This window comes from Micromonospora sp. URMC 103 (assembly GCF_051386435.1).
Lineage (GTDB): Bacteria > Actinomycetota > Actinomycetes > Mycobacteriales > Micromonosporaceae > Micromonospora.
On the sequence record NZ_JBPQTR010000006.1, the window covers coordinates 53,221 to 68,212 of the forward strand.

Here is a 14,992-nt window from a genome sequence, read left to right on the forward strand (position 1 = left end):
CGCCCGGTCACTTCTCGGACACCCCGGCCGAGTCGAACGTGGCCACCTCGTGCAGCACCCGGACCGCGCCGGTCACCACCGGCAGCGCGAGCAGCGCGCCGGTGCCCTCGCCGAGGCGCAGCCCGAGGTCGACGAGCGGGTCGAGCCCGAGCCGGCGCAGGGCGAGCGTGGCGCCGGGCTCGGCCGAGCGGTGCCCGGCCACCATGGCGCCCACCGCGTCCGGGGCGAACGCGGCGGCGGCGAGCGCCGCGGAGCAGGCGATCACCCCGTCCAGCAGCACGGGCACCCGGCGGGCGGCCGCGCCGAGGACCAGCCCGGCCAGCGCCGCGTGCTCCAGCCCGCCGACCGCGGCCAGCACGCCCAGCGGGTCGGCCGGGTCCGGCCGGTGCCGGGCCAGCGCGCCCCGCACCACCTCCACCTTCCGCCGGTACGTGGGGTCGTCGACGCCGGTGCCCCGGCCCGTCGCGTCGGCCGGATCGGCGCCCGTGAACGCCGCGACCAGGGCGGCGGCGGGCGTGGTGTTGCCGATGCCCATGTCGCCGGTGAGCAGGATCCGGGCGCCGGCGTCGACCAGCTCGCCGGCCACCCGGATGCCGGTCTCCAGCGCGGCGCGGGCCTCGTCCCGGGTGAGGGCGGCGGTCACCGAGAGGTCACGGGTGCCGGGCCGGACGGTGGCGCGCACCAGCCGCGGCACGCCCTGGTCGAGGACGGCGGTCGCCGGCTCGCCGCTTTCGGGCAGCGGGGTGGCCACGCCGACGTCGACCACGGTGACGGCGGCGCCGGCCTGCCGGGCGAACGCGTTGACCACGGCGCCACCGGCCAGGAAGTTGCCGATCATCTGCGCGGTGACCTCCTGCGGCCAGGGGCTCACCCCCTGGGCGTGGACGCCGTGGTCACCCGCGAAGATCGCCACCGCGGCCGGCTCGGGCAGCGGCGGCGGGCAGGCACCCGCGAGGCCGGCGAGGCGTACGGAGAGGTCCTCCAGCGCGCCGAGCGAGCCGGCGGGCTTGGTGAGCCGGCCGTGCAGCTCCCGCGCCGCGGCCATGGCGGTCTCGTCCAGCGGCCCGATCGCCGCGATCGTGGTCTCCAGCATCATGCCTCCATGATCTCGCCCAGTACCCGGGTGAACGCGTCGGTGGTGGCGCGGTCCCGCACGGCCACCCGCAGCCAGTCCGGCCCGAGGCCGGGAAAGGTGTCCCCCCGCCGTACGGCCCAGCCCCGCTCGCGCAGAGCGACCCGGACTGCGGCGGCGCCCGGCAGGTGGACCAGCACGAACGCGCTCGCGGGCCGGCCGGCGACGCGTACGCCCGGCAGGTCGGCCAGGCGGGCCACCAGGTGGTCGCGGTCGGCGGCGAGTTGCGCGGCGATGGCGCGCTCGGCCTCGACCGCGACGGGGCTCGCGCAGGCGGCGGCGGCCGCCAGCGCGGGCGTCGAGACGGCCCAGAGCGGCTGGACGGCGGCGAGCCGGTGCAGCAGGTCGGGTGCGCCGAGCAGGTAACCGACCCGCAGCCCGGCCAGTCCCCAGGTCTTCGTGAGGCTGCGCACCACGAGCAGGCCGGGGAGGTCCCGGCGGTTGGCGAGGGACTCCGGTTCGCCGGGGTGGCCGGGGGCGGTCGTGGTGTCGGCGAACGCCTCGTCGACGACGAGTACGCGGCCGGGGCGGGCGAGCGCCGCCACGGCCTCGGCCGGGTGCAGCACGGAGGTGGGGTTGGTCGGGTTGCCGATCATCACGAGGTCGGCCTCCTCGGGCACCCGCGCCGGGTCGAGGCGGAACCCGTCGGCGGCGTCGAGCAGCACCCGCTCGACCCGGTGGCCCGCCGCGCGCAGCGCGGCCTCGGGCTCGGTGAACTGCGGGTGCACCACGACCGGCCGGCGTACGCCGCGCAGCGCCTGGGCGAGGAGCACGAAGCCCTCGGCGGCCCCGGCGGTGAGCAGCACCTCCTCCGGGGGACGGCCGTGCCGGGCGGCGACCGCCTCCCGGGCCGCCGTCGGGTCGGGATAGCGGGCCAGGTCGGTCAGCGTGGCGGCGATCGGCCCGGCCAGCCACGGCGGCAGGGGCGCCCGGCGGACGTTGACGGCGAGGTCGACGAGCCCCTCGCCCACCTCGGCGTCACCGTGGTGGGCGAGGTCGGGCTCGCCGCCGGGCACCGGCCGCGGGGGACGGCGGCCCGGCCGCGCCTCGCTCGCCCGTCCACGCATGCCCGCGATCCTGCCGGGAAGGCGGCCCTCGGGACAGCGGGCGCGGGCGTGGGACGCGTCACCACCCGCATCCCGTCCGCCCGTTTATGAATTCTTCTCATTTCCGAATCGGAAATGTCATAGCTTGGCCCTGTGAGCAACCGACCCCTTGCTGCCGCTGGTCGTGCCATTCCTCTCCTTCGCATCGGGCTGATCGCCGGGATCGTGATCGCCGCCGTCGCCTACCCCGTGGTCGCCTTCACCGGGCTGGGCGCGAAGGCCACCGCGCACGCCACGGAGCACAAGACCAAGCTGTTGACCAAGGCCCTGCCGGCCGAGACCTCGTACCTGTACGCCCCGGACGGGCGCACCGTGCTGACGATGTTCTACGAGGAGTACCGGCAGTACACGAAGCTCGAGGACATGTCGCCGAACATCCAGCAGGCCATCGTGGCCGCCGAGGATTCGCGCTTCTACCAGCACAAGGGCGTCGACCCCAAGGGTGTGGCGCGCGCCTTCGTGGCCAACGCCCGCTCGAGCGGGGTGTCCCAGGGCGCCTCCACGCTGACCATGCAGTACGTCCGGATGGCACTGCGGGACAGCGCGACGACGCCGAAGGAGGTGCAGGAGGCCACCCAGCAGACCAGCCTGCGCAAGATCAAGGAAATGCGGCTGGCGCTGGACCTGGAGAAGGAACTGAGCAAGGAGGACATCCTCGAGCGCTACCTGAACTCGGCGTACTTCGGCCACCGCGCGTACGGCATCTACGCGGCCAGCGAGATCTTCTTCTCGAAGACGCCGAAGGATCTCACCCCCGTGGAGGCGGCGACCCTCGCCGGGCTCGTGAAGTCCCCCAGCGAGTACGACCCGGCGACCTCGGACCAGAAGGAGGCCACCGGCCGGCGCAACTACGTCCTCGACCGGATGGCCCAGCTCGGCTACCTGTCCCCGGACGCGGTCGCGGCGGCCAAGGCCGAGCCGATCCGGCTGAAGCTCACCGACCCGCCGAACGACTGCGCTGCCATTCCCGAGAAGTTCAACAGCTGGGGCTTCGCCTGCGACTACCTGAAGAACTGGTGGAGCGCGCAGCCGGCGTTCGGGGAGAACCGGCTGGAGCGGATGGACAAGCTGCGTCGCGGCGGCTACCGGATCGTGCTGAGCCTCGACCCGAAGGTCCAGGAGGCGGCGGAGAAGAACGTCGGGACCAAGGAGGCCACCGGCAGCCCCTTCGCCAACGGCATCGTGGTCTCCGAGCCCGGCACCGGGCGTGTCAAGGCCATGGCCGTGAACCGGACGTACTCGCTGGACCTCAGCGAGAACCCGCAGAGCTCCAATCCCGAGGCCGGGCCGAAGGTGAAGGCCAACTACCCGAACACCGTGGCGCCCCTGCTCGGCGGCGGTGACCTGCCGGGCTACCAGGCCGGGTCGACGTTCAAGATGTTCCCGATGCTGGCCGCGCTCAACGCCGGGATGCCCCTCTCCACGTCGTTCAACGCCCCGTACCGCTACCAGTCCAAGGTCTTCGACAACTGGGCACCCACGAACGCCAGCGGGGCGATGACCGGTCAGCAGACCATGTGGTCCGGGTTCGGCAAGTCGGTCAACACGTACTTCGTCTGGCTGGAGGAACGAATCGGCGCCGAGGCGGGCGTCCGGCTCGCCGAGCAGCTCGGACTGCGCTGGCGCACCGACGTCGACCGGGACCAGGCCTCCCCCGAGAAGGTGAAGAAGTGGGGCGCGTTCACCCTGGGCGTCTCCGACGCCACACCGCTGGAGATGGCGAACGCGTACGCGGCCATCGCGGCCGACGGCCGGTACTGCGAGGCGATGCCGGTGCAGGGCATCTACAACCGCGACGGCACGCCGGCCACGTACACCACCGCCAGTGGCATCAGCCGGGAGGTCGCCAAGCCCCGCTGCCGGCAGGTGGTGAGCGCCGACGCGGCCCGGGCGGCCACCGACGCGGCCCGCTGCCCCACCGGCGACACCCCGGCACGGGGTGGCTGCGGCGGCTGGTCGACGGCCGACAGCGTGCGCGGCACGGTCGGGCGGCCGGTGGCCGGCAAGACGGGTACCACGGACAGCACCCGGTCGGCCTGGTTCGTCGGCTACACGCCGGAGTTGGCCGCCGCGAGCTTCATCTCCGACCCGGACAACCCGTTCAACGCGGTGGGTGACGGGCAGTCCCAGGTGCCGATCGCCGCGGTGGCGGAGACCCTGCGCGACGCCCTGAAGGGCAAACCCACCCGCCAGTTCACCCCACCCTCCGACGCGATGGTGGGCTGAGGGGCGGGCCGGGCCGGGCGGTCAGCGGAGGTCGGCCGCCACGAAGGACCACACTTCCAGGTCGACGCGGCCGCCGCGGACGTACCCGGCGTTGCGGAGCAGTCCCTCGTAGCTGAACCCGGCCTTCTCGGCGACCCGGCGCGACGCCGTGTTCCCCGGCGCCACCCGCAGCTCGACGCGCTGGAAGCCGTGTTCGAGGATCAGCGCGATGGCCACGGCGTCGACGGCCTCGGCGGCCAGGCCGAAACCCCGGGCGTCCGGCGCGATCGCGTACGAGACCTCGGTGAGCCGGGCGCCCCAGTCGGTACGCCGGGTCCAGAGGCACCCGACGAGCCGGGAGTCCTCCCGGCGGACCACCCCGTAGTGGTCGCCGTCGCCGCTGTCGCGACGCTGCCGGGCCAGATCCGTGCACCAGGCGTGCCCGTCGATCGGGCCGGAGTCGTCGGCCAGCGGCAGCCACCGCCGGGTCAGCTTGTCGGCGAAGATCTCCCCGGCCGCCGCCGCGTCCGCCGCCGCGAGCTGCCGTACCTCCGTCCGCGGCGTGGAGACGGTGAGCGTCGGGAAGCGGCGTACCGCCACCTGACCGATCACGCCGGCGCCCCGCCCGACGCGGCCGGCACCGCCTCGGGGGCCGGATCGGCCAGCGCCGCGGCCACCAGCCGGGTGGCGATCTCCGGGTGCCCGGCCCAGTGCAGGGTGAGTTGGGAGGCGTACACGTTGCGCCAGACGAAACCCTCCGGCGTTCCGCCCTCCCAGCTCCAGGCCGGTCGCTCGCCGGCGCGCGGGGAGAGCACGGCGCGGTGCTCCTTGTGCCCCACCAGCACCGAGCCCTGGGAAGCCACGACGCTGTCGGTGCGGGCCGTCGCCTCCCGGTAGCCCACGACGAGGCCGTCCCGCGTGGCGCCCACGGCGTCCAGCACCCCGCACATCGGCAGGCCGTCCAGCTCGCGGGCGAGCCAGAGCAGGCCCGCCCCCTCGGCGACCACCGGCCGGCCGGTGCGTGCCAGCTCGGCCACCGCGATGCAGAGCCGCCGGTTGGCCGACAGCTGCTCGGCGTACGACTCGGGCAGCGCCCCGCCGACGACCAGCGCGCGGGTGCCCGCGGGCAGCGCCTCGTCGCGCAGCGGGTCGAACGTCACCACCTCGGCGCCGGCGGCCCGGAGCAGCTCCGCCGTCTCCGGCGGGCTGTAGCTGCCGCCCGGCCCGCCGGCCACCGCGACCACGGGACGCTCCGCCGGCGCCTCCGGCGAGCCGAGCTCCTCCCGCGGCGACCAGGCCGTGGCCGGCAACGGCGGCGCGGACCGCGCCAGCCCGAGCACCCGGTCCAGGTCGACGGTCGCGGCGACGGCCTCCCCCAGGCGGCGCACGGCGCGGGCCGTCTCGGCGGAACCGTCGATCGCCGGGATCACGCCGTGACGCCGGCTGGGCAGCACGGCCGGCAGGTCCTGGCGGCGCAGCGCCCCGTAGACCGGGACGTCGATGTCGTCGAGCGCCTCCCGCAGCATCGCCTCGTGCCGGGAGGAGGCGACCCGGGTGAGGATCACGCCGCCGAGCCAGAGCTGCTCGTCGAAGGAGCGGAAGCCGTGCACGAGGGCGGCCGCCGACTGGCCCATGGCCGCCACGTCGACGACCAGCACCACGGGGCTGCGCAGCGCCGTGGCCACGGCCGCGGTCGAATCCTGTTCGGGACGGCCGGTCACGCTGTCGTACAGGCCCATGCTGCCCTGCACCACGGCGAGCCCGGCGCCCGCGGCGCCGTGCGCGAGCAGCGGCCCGAGCCGGTCGGCGCCGACGAGCCGGGGATCGAGGGTGCGTCCGGGCCGGCCGGTGGCCAGGCCGAGATAGGCGGCGTCGACCTGGTCCGGCCCGATCTTGAAACCGGCGACCTCGACGTCGCGGTCGGCCAGCGCGGCGAGCAGCCCGATCGCCAGGGCGTTCTTGCCGTGGCCGGAGGACGGCGCGCTCAGCACCAGGCGCGGCACGACGGTCATCAGCGACTCCTCGCGGACGGCGGGGGACCCGGTCGCGGCACCGCGGCAGCGGTCCGCCCGGTGACGATACCGGCCCGCGCCGCCGCCCGAGTGACACCCGAAGGGGCCTGTCGCCGCGCCGGAACGGGCCGTCACCGGCCCGTCGCGCACCGGAACCGGCCCGCACCGGCACCGTCGCCCGGCGCAGCCGGACCGTCGCCGCCAGTGGCCCCCGTCATACGAGTAGCCTCGTGGCTGTGTACCGGTTCCTGCTGACCCCGCGCTGGCTTGGGTTCCTCGCGCTGGCCCTGGTCGCCGCGACGGTGATGGTGTTCCTCGGCAACTGGCAGCTGGACCGCTACCGGGGGCGCACCGCGATCAACGAGCGGATCGACGCCGGCGAGAGAATGACGCCGGTGCCGCTGCGCGACGCGCTGGCCGCCCCGAGCGGAGGCGCGGGCACCACCGGGCCGGCCCCCGCCGAGGAGAAGGTCTGGACCCGGGTCACGGTCACCGGCCGGTACGACCCCACGAACACCGTCCTCGTCCGCGGCCGGACGGTCGACAGCCGGGTGGGCTTCGAGGTGGTCACCCCGCTCGTGCTGACCGACGGCAGCGCCGTGCTGGTCGACCGGGGCTGGATCCCGCCGGCGCCCGGCGGCGCCACCGCGCAGCCGCAGGTGCCGCCCACCCCGACCGGCGACGTCACGGTGGTCGGCCGGGTGCACGAGACCGAGAGCCGCCCGGGCGCGGTGGACCGGCGCGACGGGCGGCTCGAGACCCGGCGGATCGCCGTCGGCCGGCTGGCCCGCGAGCTGCCCTACCCCGTCTACGGCGCGTACGTGCTGCTGGACGAACAGACCCCGGCCGCCGACCCGACCTTCCGGGCCGTGCCCGTCGGGCACACGAACAACTGGCAGAACTTCGGCTACATCGTGCAGTGGTGGCTCTTCGCGGCGATGACCCTCTTCGCGTACGGGTGGGCGGCCCGCCGGGAGGCGCGCCGCGCGGCCGGCCTCGACACGCCACCCGGCGACCGGGCCGCCGAGCCGGAGCCGAGCGCCTCGGCCTGAGCCGCTCAGCCGGTCGCGCGGCCGGCGTGGATCGCCCGCACGGCGTCGATCGTGTCGGCCTCGGCGGCGCTCTTGTCGGGCCGGTAGCGCAGCACCCGGGCGAACCGCAGCGCCATCCCGCCCGGGTAGCGCGAGCTGGTCTGCACCCCGTCGAACGCGATCTCCACGACCTGCTCCGGGCGCACCCGGACGACCCAGTCGCCCTTCTCGACGGCCAGCTTCAGGAAGCGCTCGGTCTGCCAGCGCAGCAGCTCGTCGGTGAGCCCCTTGAACGTCTTGCCGAGCATGACGAACCCGCCGGTGCGCGGGTCGCGGGCGCCGAGGTGGAGGTTGGACAACCAGCCCCTGCGCCGCCCGCTGCCCCACTCGACCGCGAGCACCACCAGATCGAGGGTGTGCCGCGGCTTGACCTTGACCCAGGCCGCGCCGCGGCGGCCGGCGTCGTAGGGGGCGTCCGGCGCCTTCACGACGACGCCCTCCTGCCCGGCCTCGACAGCCGCCGCGAACGCCGCGCCGGCCGGCTCCGGACCGTCGACCTCCACGCGGCCGACCAGCAACGACTCGTCGACCGCGCCGGCCAACGCCGCCCACCGGTCGCGACCGGGCAAGTCGATCAGATCCTCGCCGTCGAGGTGCAGCAGATCGAAGAAGTACGGCGTGAGCACTTTCTCCCCGGTGCTCTCGGCGGCGGCGAGCACGGCCGGCGCCACCGGCGAGCGCCCCCTCGTGCTGGGCGTCGTGCGCCGGGCGGCGCGGCTCGACGTCTCCTGGAACGGCAGCGGGCGGCCCGTCGCGTCGAGCCCGATCGCCTCGCCGTCGAGCACCAGCTCGCGGCCGGGCAGGGCGCGGACCGCGGCCACCACCTCGGGCACCCGGGAGGTGATCTCGTCGAGGCTGCGGGTGAAGACCGCGATGTCCGGCCCCGAGCGGTGCACCTGGATCCGGATGCCGTCGAGCTTCACGTCGACCACCGCGGGCGTGCCGGTGGCGGCGAGGGCCTCGTCGACCGAGGGCGCGCTCTGCGCCAGCATCGGGGCCAGCGGACGCCCCACCCGGAGGCCGAACCCGGCCAACGCGGCGGCTCCGCCGTCCAGGGCGGCCACCGCGACCGCGCGCAGGTCGCCCGCGAGCAGCAGCGCCCGGCGTACGGCCGCCACCGGCACCTCGGCGGCCCGGGCGATCGCGTCGGCGAGCAGCCCGGCCTGGGCGCCCTGGCGCAGCTCGCCGCTGAACAGACCGGTGAGCAGCCGCTGCTCCTCCGCCGTGGCGGCCGCGTAGAGCGCGCCGAGCAGCGCCCGGCGTCGGGCCTGCGAGCCGGCGCCGTGCACGGCGGCGATCTCGTCGATCGCCGCGTCGACGGCGGCCACCGTCAGCGTCGGCTCGACGGCCGGGGGCGGCAGGTCACGCAGGCTCGCGTAGCCGACACCCGTCTGGCGCTGGCGCAGCTCGCCCGCGAGCCACCCGGCGCCTGCCGGCACCTCGGCCGGGTCGAGCGCGCGCAGCGCACCGGCCAGCAGCTCCACCTTGGCGCGCCGGCCGCTGGTGGCGGCCACGGCGGCGGAGGTGGCTGCCAGATCGAGGAACCGCACGGAACCATCCTGCCAGCCGCCCCCGACACCACCCGGGCATTGCCGTGCCGGGGTGGCGGGGGCCGGTCGGCGATGTGGCGGGCGCCCGGCGTCACGGAACCCGCCACATCGCCGATCCGGTGTCGATCGCTGCCGGCCGGCGCGGCACGCGGCGGTCAGGCCGAGACCGGCTCCTCGATCCGCAGGCCGCGGCCACGGACCTCGTCGGCGACCCGGGTGAGCAGCGAATCGAGCGAGACCAGGGCGGCGGAAAGCTCACCGAGCTGTTCCTTGAGCGTGTCCTCGGGCCACGCGGAGACGTCGACGTCCCCCAGAGCGCTGACGGCGGCCCGCAGCCGGGCCATCACCTCGTTCGTACTCATGTTCGAAAGGCTATAACAGCCCGCCGGCCGACACACCGCAAACTCCCAGATGGACCGGGACGTTACGGTTTCGACATCTACCTCCGGGCCCGGGCCGCCTCGGCCACGTTGGCGAGCAGCAGCGCCTCCGCGACGCAGACCCGGGCGAACTCGCCGAGGTGCAGGCTCTCGTTCGGCCCGTGCGCCCGGGCGTGCGGGTCCTCCACCCCGGTCACCAGGATCGCGGCCTGCGGGAACATCTCCTGGAACGTGGCGATGAACGGGATGGACCCGCCGACGCCGATGTCCACGGGGTCGGTGCCGTCCCAGGCGCTGCGGAACGCCGACCGGGCCGCGTCGAACATGGGGCCCGACGCGTCGATCACGCAGGGGTCGCCGTCGTGTTCGAAGGTGACCGTCACCCGGGCGCCCCACGGGGCGTGCTTCTCCAGGTGGGTGCGGAGCGCCTCGTACGCCCGCTTCGGGTCGTCGCCGGGCGCGAGCCGGACGCTGAGCTTGGCCTTCGCGGCCGGGACCAGGGCGTTCGGCGCCTCGCCGGTGGCCGGCGCGTCGATGCCGAGCACGGACAGGGCCGGCTTCGTCCAGAGCCGGTCGGTGAGTCGCCCGGTGCCGATGAACTCGACGCCCTCGGCGAGCCCCGCCTCGACGCGGATCCGCTCCTCCGGGTAGTCGACGCTCGCGCCCTCCCGGCCCACGAGGCCCTCGACCGCGACGTCCCCGGCGTCGGTGTGCAGGGTGGCGAGCAGCCGGACGAGCGTGGTGAGCGCGTCCGGCACGGCGCCGCCGAACATGCCGCTGTGCACGGCGTGGTCCAGGGTGCGGACCTCCACGAAGCAGTTGACGATGCCGCGCAGCGACGTGGTCAGGGCCGGCACCCCGATGTCCCAGTTGCCGGAGTCGGCGATCACGATGACGTCCGAGGCGATCTCGTCGCGGTGCTCGGCGAGCAGCCGCTCCAGCGAGTCGGAGCCGTACTCCTCCTCACCCTCGATGAACAGGACCACGCCGACCGGGAGGCGGTCACCGTACGCCCGCAGCGCCGCCACGTGGGCCATGATGCCGGCCTTGTCGTCGGCCGCGCCCCGGCCGTAGAGCCGGCCGTCCCGCTCGACCGGCTCGAACGGGTCGGACTCCCACAGCGACCGGTCGCCGACCGGCTGCACGTCGTGGTGGGCGTACAGGAGCACCGTGGGCGCGCCGGGCGGGGCCGCCTTCCGTCCGATCACGGCCGGCTGGCCGCCGGAGCGCACGATGTCGACGTCCAGGCCGCAGCCGCGCAGAAGCTCGGCGACCGCCTCGGCGGAGCGCTCCACGTGCGAGTGGTCGAAGCCGTCGAACGCGATGCCGGGGATGCGGACGAGGCGTTCCAGGTCGGCACGGACTCCGGGCATCTCCCGCTCGACGGCGGCCCGTACCTCGGACTCGGACATGATCGGTGTGGTCATGACCGGCATCGTATGCCGGCCTTACCGATCCTGGTCGGCCGGTCAGCGGACGCGCACGTAGTACCGGCCGCGGTCGTGCGGCAGCCCCGGCGCGCCGTCGACCACGAGGTCGGCGTGCTCCGCCGTGTGGTCGGCCGCGAAGTGCGCCGACTCGCCCGCGTGCCAGCGGCGCAACTCGGGCAGGATTCCCGGGCCGTCCCGGGCGACCGCGCGGGCCAGCCGCAGCGGCGCCGGGGCGGTGACGAAGACGGCCAGGGTCAGCTCGGCGCGCACGGCGGCGCGGGCCGCGCTCACCCCCTCGACCAGGAGCACCGGGCCGACCGGCACCGGCACCGCGTCGGGCAGGAAACGCCGCCGCACCCAGCTGTACCGGCGGTATGCCCCGGGCCGGCCGCCGCGCAACGGGGCCAGCACCTGCTCCTCCAGCCGCGGCCAGAAGGTGAGCTGGTCGTCCCAGCCGTCGAGCAGGTCGTCGGTGTGCACGACGGGTGGCCGGGCCCCGCCGGGCAGCGCCGCGAGGGCGTCCGCGAGGTGCGCCGCGAACCGGCTCTTGCCCGCGCCGCTCGGGCCGTCGACGGCCACGATCCGCATACGCCCCAACCGCGCCGGCCCGGCCAGCACGCGCCGCGCCAGGTCGGCGTACGGCTCGACGACCGCTACCGGGGCGATGCTGAGCACCGCGCCAGTATGCCGGGGCAGGGTCGCGCTGCCGGCCCGGTGGTCCACTGTTCGTGGCTCGCTGTTCGTGGTCCACTGTTCGTGGTCGGCCGCCGTTCGCCGCCCCTGTCCGGGGCAGGCGGGCCGATCACGTCCGGGGGAATCCGTTCACCCGCCGGCGTCCGCGCCGCCGATCGGCTACCGGGACGCCGGACGGCTCGGCATGATCGGAACGTGCTCCGTGACGTGATGAGCCCCGGCGTCGAGGCCCTGCTGGAACAGGCCCGCGCCGGGCTGCAGCGGTTGACCCCGCAGGAAACCGTCGAGGCGGTACGCGGCGGCGCGCTGCTGATCGACACCCGTACCGACCGGCAACGCCAGGAACAGGGGAACCTGCCCGGCGCCATCGTCATCGACCGGACGGTGCTGGAGTGGCGGCTCGATCCCGCGAGTCCCTGGCGCATCCCGGAGGCCACCGGCTACGACCGGGAGATCGTGGTGGTGTGCCGGCACGGCTACAGCTCCAGCCTGGCGGCGGCGAGCCTCCAGGCGCTGGGGCTGCGTCGGGCCACCGACATGATCGGCGGTGTGCAGGCCTGGATCGAGGCCGACATGCCCCTCTCCGACCGCCCCGCCGACATCCGCCCCTGACCGTCGGCGGGCTACCGGGACGGCGCGCCGGGTGGGATGAACGGGAGGCCGGGTGGTGGGCCGGTCTCGACGAGCCGCCACAGCGCGTCCGTGTCCAGGTGTTCCTCGACCAGGTCGCCGAGCAGGTCGAGGGTGCGTTCCCGGACCGCGGCGAACGCGGTGTCCGGCGCGACCCGGAAACGGTGGCGTCCCGCGAGCCGGGCCGCCTCGGTGAGGTAGCGCCGCCGGAACTCGTCGGACTCGAAGGCGCCGTGCCAGTGCGTGGCGTGCACCGCGCCGAGCGCCGCGCCCTCGCCGGTGCCGTCGGCGGCGGTGATGAGCGGGGCGAGTGACGGTTCGGCCGACGAGACGTACCCGTGGTGGATCTCGTAGCCGCGGACCGGCGCGCCCCCGAGGGCGGTGCCCGCGGACTGCCGGACGGTCTTGCGCGGGTCGAAGGTCACCTCGACGGGGAGCAGGCCGAGACCGGGGACGCTGCCGCGCCGGCTCTCCACCGGGTCGTGGATCGCGCGGCCCAGCATCTGGAAGCCACCGCAGATGCCGAGCAGCGGCTTTCCGGCCGCGGCGTGGGCGAGGACCGCGTCGGCGAGGCCGGTCTCCCGCAGCCACGCGAGGTCGGCGACCGTCGACTTGGAGCCGGGCAGGACCACGAGGTCGGCCGCGGCGATCTCGGCCGGCTCGACGGTGAGGCGTACGCGGACGCCCGGCTCGGTGGCGAACGCCTCCGCGTCGGTGGCGTTGCTGATGCGCGGCAGCCGTACGACGGCCACGTCGAGCCAGTCGGCGCCGTGCGGAGCGGCCGGCCGGCCGAGCACCCGGCCGTAGGCGAGCGAGTCCTCGGCGTCGAGCCAGAGGTCCAGCGCCCAGGGCACCACCCCGTACGTCGGACGGCCGGTGACCTCACGCAGCATGTCGAGCCCGGGGCGGAGCAGGCCGAGGTCCCCCCGGAACTTGTTGATCACGAAACCGGCGACCAGCGCCTGGTCGGCCGGGTCGAGCAGCGCCACCGTGCCGAACATGGACGCGAACACGCCGCCCCGGTCGATGTCACCCACCACGACGACGGGCAGGCCCGCGTGCCGGGCCAGCCCCATGTTCACGTAGTCGCCGTCCCGCAGGTTGATCTCGGCCGGGCTGCCGGCGCCCTCGCAGATCACCACGTCGTACGCCGCCCGCAGCTCGGCGAGCGCCGCGTACGCCGTCTCCGCGAGACGGGGCCGCAGCTCCCGGAAGGTGCCCGCGGTGACCGTGTCGACGGCCTCACCGAGCAGCACCACCTGGCTGGCCAGGTCGCTGCCCGGCTTCAGCAGCACGGGATTGAAGCGCAGGTCCGGGGCGAGGCCGCAGGCGGCGGCCTGCATGGCCTGGGCCCGGCCGATCTCGCCGCCGCGCCCGTCCGGTCCCACCACGACGGCGGAGTTGTTCGACATGTTCTGTGCCTTGAACGGCGCCACCTTCACACCCTGCCGGTGCAACCACCGGCAGATGCCCGCGGTGAGCACGCTCTTGCCCGCGTCCGAGGTCGTACCCGCGACCAGCAGACCCCCGCTCACCGTCGCCACCCCCGGCTGCCGGCCGCCCTCCGCGCACGACGGCCCGCGGCGGAGACCAGCCGGCCGGCGGTCACCGGGTAGGCGGCCGCGACCGCGAGGGCCGCCAGACCGACGGCGCCCGAGATCCGGGCGGCACGACGCAGGTGCCGCGCCTCGGGGCGCGGGCCGTCGCCGAGGTACGGCCGCACCTCGGATCGACCGAAGTAGACGTTCCGCCCCCCGAGCCGGACGCCCAGCGCCCCGGCCATCGCCGCCTCGCACTGGCCGGCGTTGGGGCTCGGGTGGTCGTTGCGGTCGCGCCGCCAAACCCGCCACGCGCGTTCCCGGTCCCCGTGCGCGACCGGGGCCACCGCCACGGTGAGCAGCCCGGTCAACCGTGCGGGCGCCAGGTTGAGCAGGTCGTCCAGCCGCGCGGCGGGGGTGCCGAACCGGGCGTACCGCGGTGAGCGGTGCCCGACCATGGCGTCCAGGGTGTTCGCCGCGCGGTAGCCCAGCAGGCCGGGCAGGCCCGCCACCGCGCCCCAGAACAGCGGGGCCACCACGGCGTCGGAGGTGTTCTCGGCCACCGACTCGACGGTGGCGCGGGCCAGCTCCGGCTCGTCGAGGGTCGACGGGTCACGCCCGCAGAGGTGCCCGAGCCGCCCTCGGGCGGCCGGCAGGTCGCCGTCGCGCAGCGCCCGACCCATCACCTCGGCCTCGTGCCGCAGGGTGCGACCGCCGAGCACCGTCCACGTGGCGGCCGCCACGAGCGCGGCCCGGGCCAGCGGCCGGTGCCGGGTGGCCACCGTGGCGGCGGCACCGAGCGCCACCGGCGCTCCGACGGCCAGCGCGGTGAACACGGCGCCCGCGCGCCGGTCCGGCCGGTAGACCCGCCGCTCCAACGCGCCGGCGGCCCGACCGAACCCGGCCACCGGGTGCCACCGGCGCGGGTCACCGAGCAGCCTGTCGAGGGCGTACCCGGCGACCAGTCCCACCGCGTTCGCCACCGGCGCCGTCCGCCGCACGCGCACCACCTCCGGCCGGCCAGCCTAGACGAGCACGCCACCGCAGCCATCCGACCGCTCCCCCGCCCACGCCCCACCGACCCGGCCCGATCTCCCCCCGGCCAACGCCGCGCGGGGACCGGGGCGGGGGCGCGAGGGCCGCACACGCCGGACGCCGCGCGGGCTCGCGCGTCCGACCGGCGCGCGGGGTGGCGCGTATGCTGCCGCCACCCCGCCCCCGTCGC

Annotated in this window: 12 protein-coding genes and 1 pseudogene; 3 read left to right on the plus strand and 10 right to left on the minus strand. The window is 75.6% G+C overall.

The window, feature by feature from the left end; all coding sequences use genetic code 11:
* Positions 1-7: 7 nt before the first annotated feature.
* Together cobT and cobC are read right to left on the minus strand one after the other, a co-directional pair.
* Positions 8-1,093, minus strand: a complete 1,086-nt coding sequence (gene cobT / locus ACSNOA_RS26480; protein ID WP_436662509.1) for a nicotinate-nucleotide--dimethylbenzimidazole phosphoribosyltransferase — start codon at positions 1,091-1,093, stop codon at positions 8-10.
* On the minus strand, positions 1,093-2,199 hold the full coding sequence (gene cobC, locus ACSNOA_RS26485) for an Rv2231c family pyridoxal phosphate-dependent protein CobC (protein ID WP_436662510.1): 1,107 nt from the start codon (positions 2,197-2,199) through the stop codon (positions 1,093-1,095). The genes cobT and cobC overlap by 1 nt, the downstream gene beginning before the upstream one ends.
* 132 nt (positions 2,200-2,331) lie before the next feature.
* Here cobC and ACSNOA_RS26490 point away from each other — a divergent pair, with 132 nt between their 5' ends.
* A complete protein-coding gene (locus ACSNOA_RS26490; RefSeq protein WP_436662511.1) occupies positions 2,332-4,464 on the plus strand; it encodes a transglycosylase domain-containing protein in 2,133 nt (710 codons plus the stop codon).
* Positions 4,465-4,485: 21 nt separating this feature from the next.
* Here ACSNOA_RS26490 and ACSNOA_RS26495 read toward each other — a convergent pair whose 3' ends face one another.
* A complete protein-coding gene (locus ACSNOA_RS26495) occupies positions 4,486-5,055 on the minus strand; it encodes a GNAT family N-acetyltransferase (protein ID WP_436662512.1) in 570 nt (189 codons plus the stop codon).
* Positions 5,052-6,455 carry a cobyrinate a,c-diamide synthase gene (locus ACSNOA_RS26500; protein ID WP_436662513.1) on the minus strand — a complete coding sequence of 468 codons (1,404 nt, stop codon included), beginning with the start codon at positions 6,453-6,455 and terminating at the stop codon, positions 5,052-5,054. Before ACSNOA_RS26500 ends, ACSNOA_RS26495 begins: the two co-directional genes overlap by 4 nt.
* A 230-nt stretch (positions 6,456-6,685) precedes the next feature.
* Here ACSNOA_RS26500 and ACSNOA_RS26505 point away from each other — a divergent pair, with 230 nt between their 5' ends.
* Complete coding sequence (locus ACSNOA_RS26505) at positions 6,686-7,507, plus strand: SURF1 family cytochrome oxidase biogenesis protein (RefSeq protein WP_436662514.1); 822 nt, start codon at positions 6,686-6,688, stop codon at positions 7,505-7,507.
* 5 nt (positions 7,508-7,512) lie between these two features.
* On the opposite strand, the gene ACSNOA_RS26510 is transcribed toward ACSNOA_RS26505, so the two are convergent.
* The 4 genes and pseudogenes from ACSNOA_RS26510 to ACSNOA_RS26525 all read right to left on the minus strand — a co-directional run.
* Positions 7,513-9,096, minus strand: a complete 1,584-nt coding sequence (locus ACSNOA_RS26510) for an ATP-dependent DNA ligase (RefSeq protein WP_436662515.1) — start codon at positions 9,094-9,096, stop codon at positions 7,513-7,515.
* A gap of 155 nt (positions 9,097-9,251) precedes the next feature.
* Positions 9,252-9,458, minus strand: a complete 207-nt coding sequence (locus ACSNOA_RS26515; RefSeq protein ID WP_436662516.1) for a hypothetical protein — start codon at positions 9,456-9,458, stop codon at positions 9,252-9,254.
* 77 nt (positions 9,459-9,535) lie between these two features.
* Entirely contained in the window at positions 9,536-10,888 is a 1,353-nt protein-coding gene (locus ACSNOA_RS26520) for a dipeptidase (protein WP_436663385.1), read from the minus strand.
* Positions 10,881-11,875, minus strand: a pseudogene (locus ACSNOA_RS26525) (uridine kinase family protein); the annotation flags it as partial. The gene ACSNOA_RS26520 and the pseudogene ACSNOA_RS26525, both read right to left, overlap by 8 nt.
* Between ACSNOA_RS26525 and ACSNOA_RS26530 the strand changes: the two are divergent.
* Positions 11,810-12,211: a rhodanese-like domain-containing protein gene (locus ACSNOA_RS26530; protein WP_436663386.1), complete on the plus strand. Its 402-nt coding sequence runs from the start codon at positions 11,810-11,812 to the stop codon at positions 12,209-12,211. The pseudogene ACSNOA_RS26525 and the gene ACSNOA_RS26530 sit on opposite strands and share 66 nt — an antisense overlap.
* A gap of 11 nt (positions 12,212-12,222) precedes the next feature.
* Here the strand turns inward: ACSNOA_RS26530 and ACSNOA_RS26535 are convergent, their stop codons facing one another.
* Both ACSNOA_RS26535 and ACSNOA_RS26540 read right to left on the minus strand, forming a co-directional pair.
* Positions 12,223-13,764, minus strand: a complete 1,542-nt coding sequence (locus ACSNOA_RS26535) for a cobyric acid synthase (protein ID WP_436662517.1) — start codon at positions 13,762-13,764, stop codon at positions 12,223-12,225.
* Complete coding sequence (locus tag ACSNOA_RS26540) at positions 13,761-14,768, minus strand: cobalamin biosynthesis protein (protein ID WP_436662518.1); 1,008 nt, start codon at positions 14,766-14,768, stop codon at positions 13,761-13,763. Before ACSNOA_RS26540 ends, ACSNOA_RS26535 begins: the two co-directional genes overlap by 4 nt.
* Positions 14,769-14,992 lie beyond the last annotated feature (224 nt).

Coding starts and splice junctions, on each gene's coding strand:
- cobT (WP_436662509.1), bottom strand. CDS start 1,093: ATGCTGGAGACCACGATCGCGGCGATCGGGCCGCTGGACGAGACCGCC.
- ACSNOA_RS26530 (WP_436663386.1), top strand. CDS start 11,810: ATGAGCCCCGGCGTCGAGGCCCTGCTGGAACAGGCCCGCGCCGGGCTG.
- ACSNOA_RS26515 (WP_436662516.1), bottom strand. CDS start 9,458: ATGAGTACGAACGAGGTGATGGCCCGGCTGCGGGCCGCCGTCAGCGCT.
- ACSNOA_RS26500 (WP_436662513.1), bottom strand. CDS start 6,455: ATGACCGTCGTGCCGCGCCTGGTGCTGAGCGCGCCGTCCTCCGGCCAC.
- cobC (WP_436662510.1), bottom strand. CDS start 2,199: ATGCGTGGACGGGCGAGCGAGGCGCGGCCGGGCCGCCGTCCCCCGCGG.
- ACSNOA_RS26520 (WP_436663385.1), bottom strand. CDS start 10,888: ATGTCCGAGTCCGAGGTACGGGCCGCCGTCGAGCGGGAGATGCCCGGA.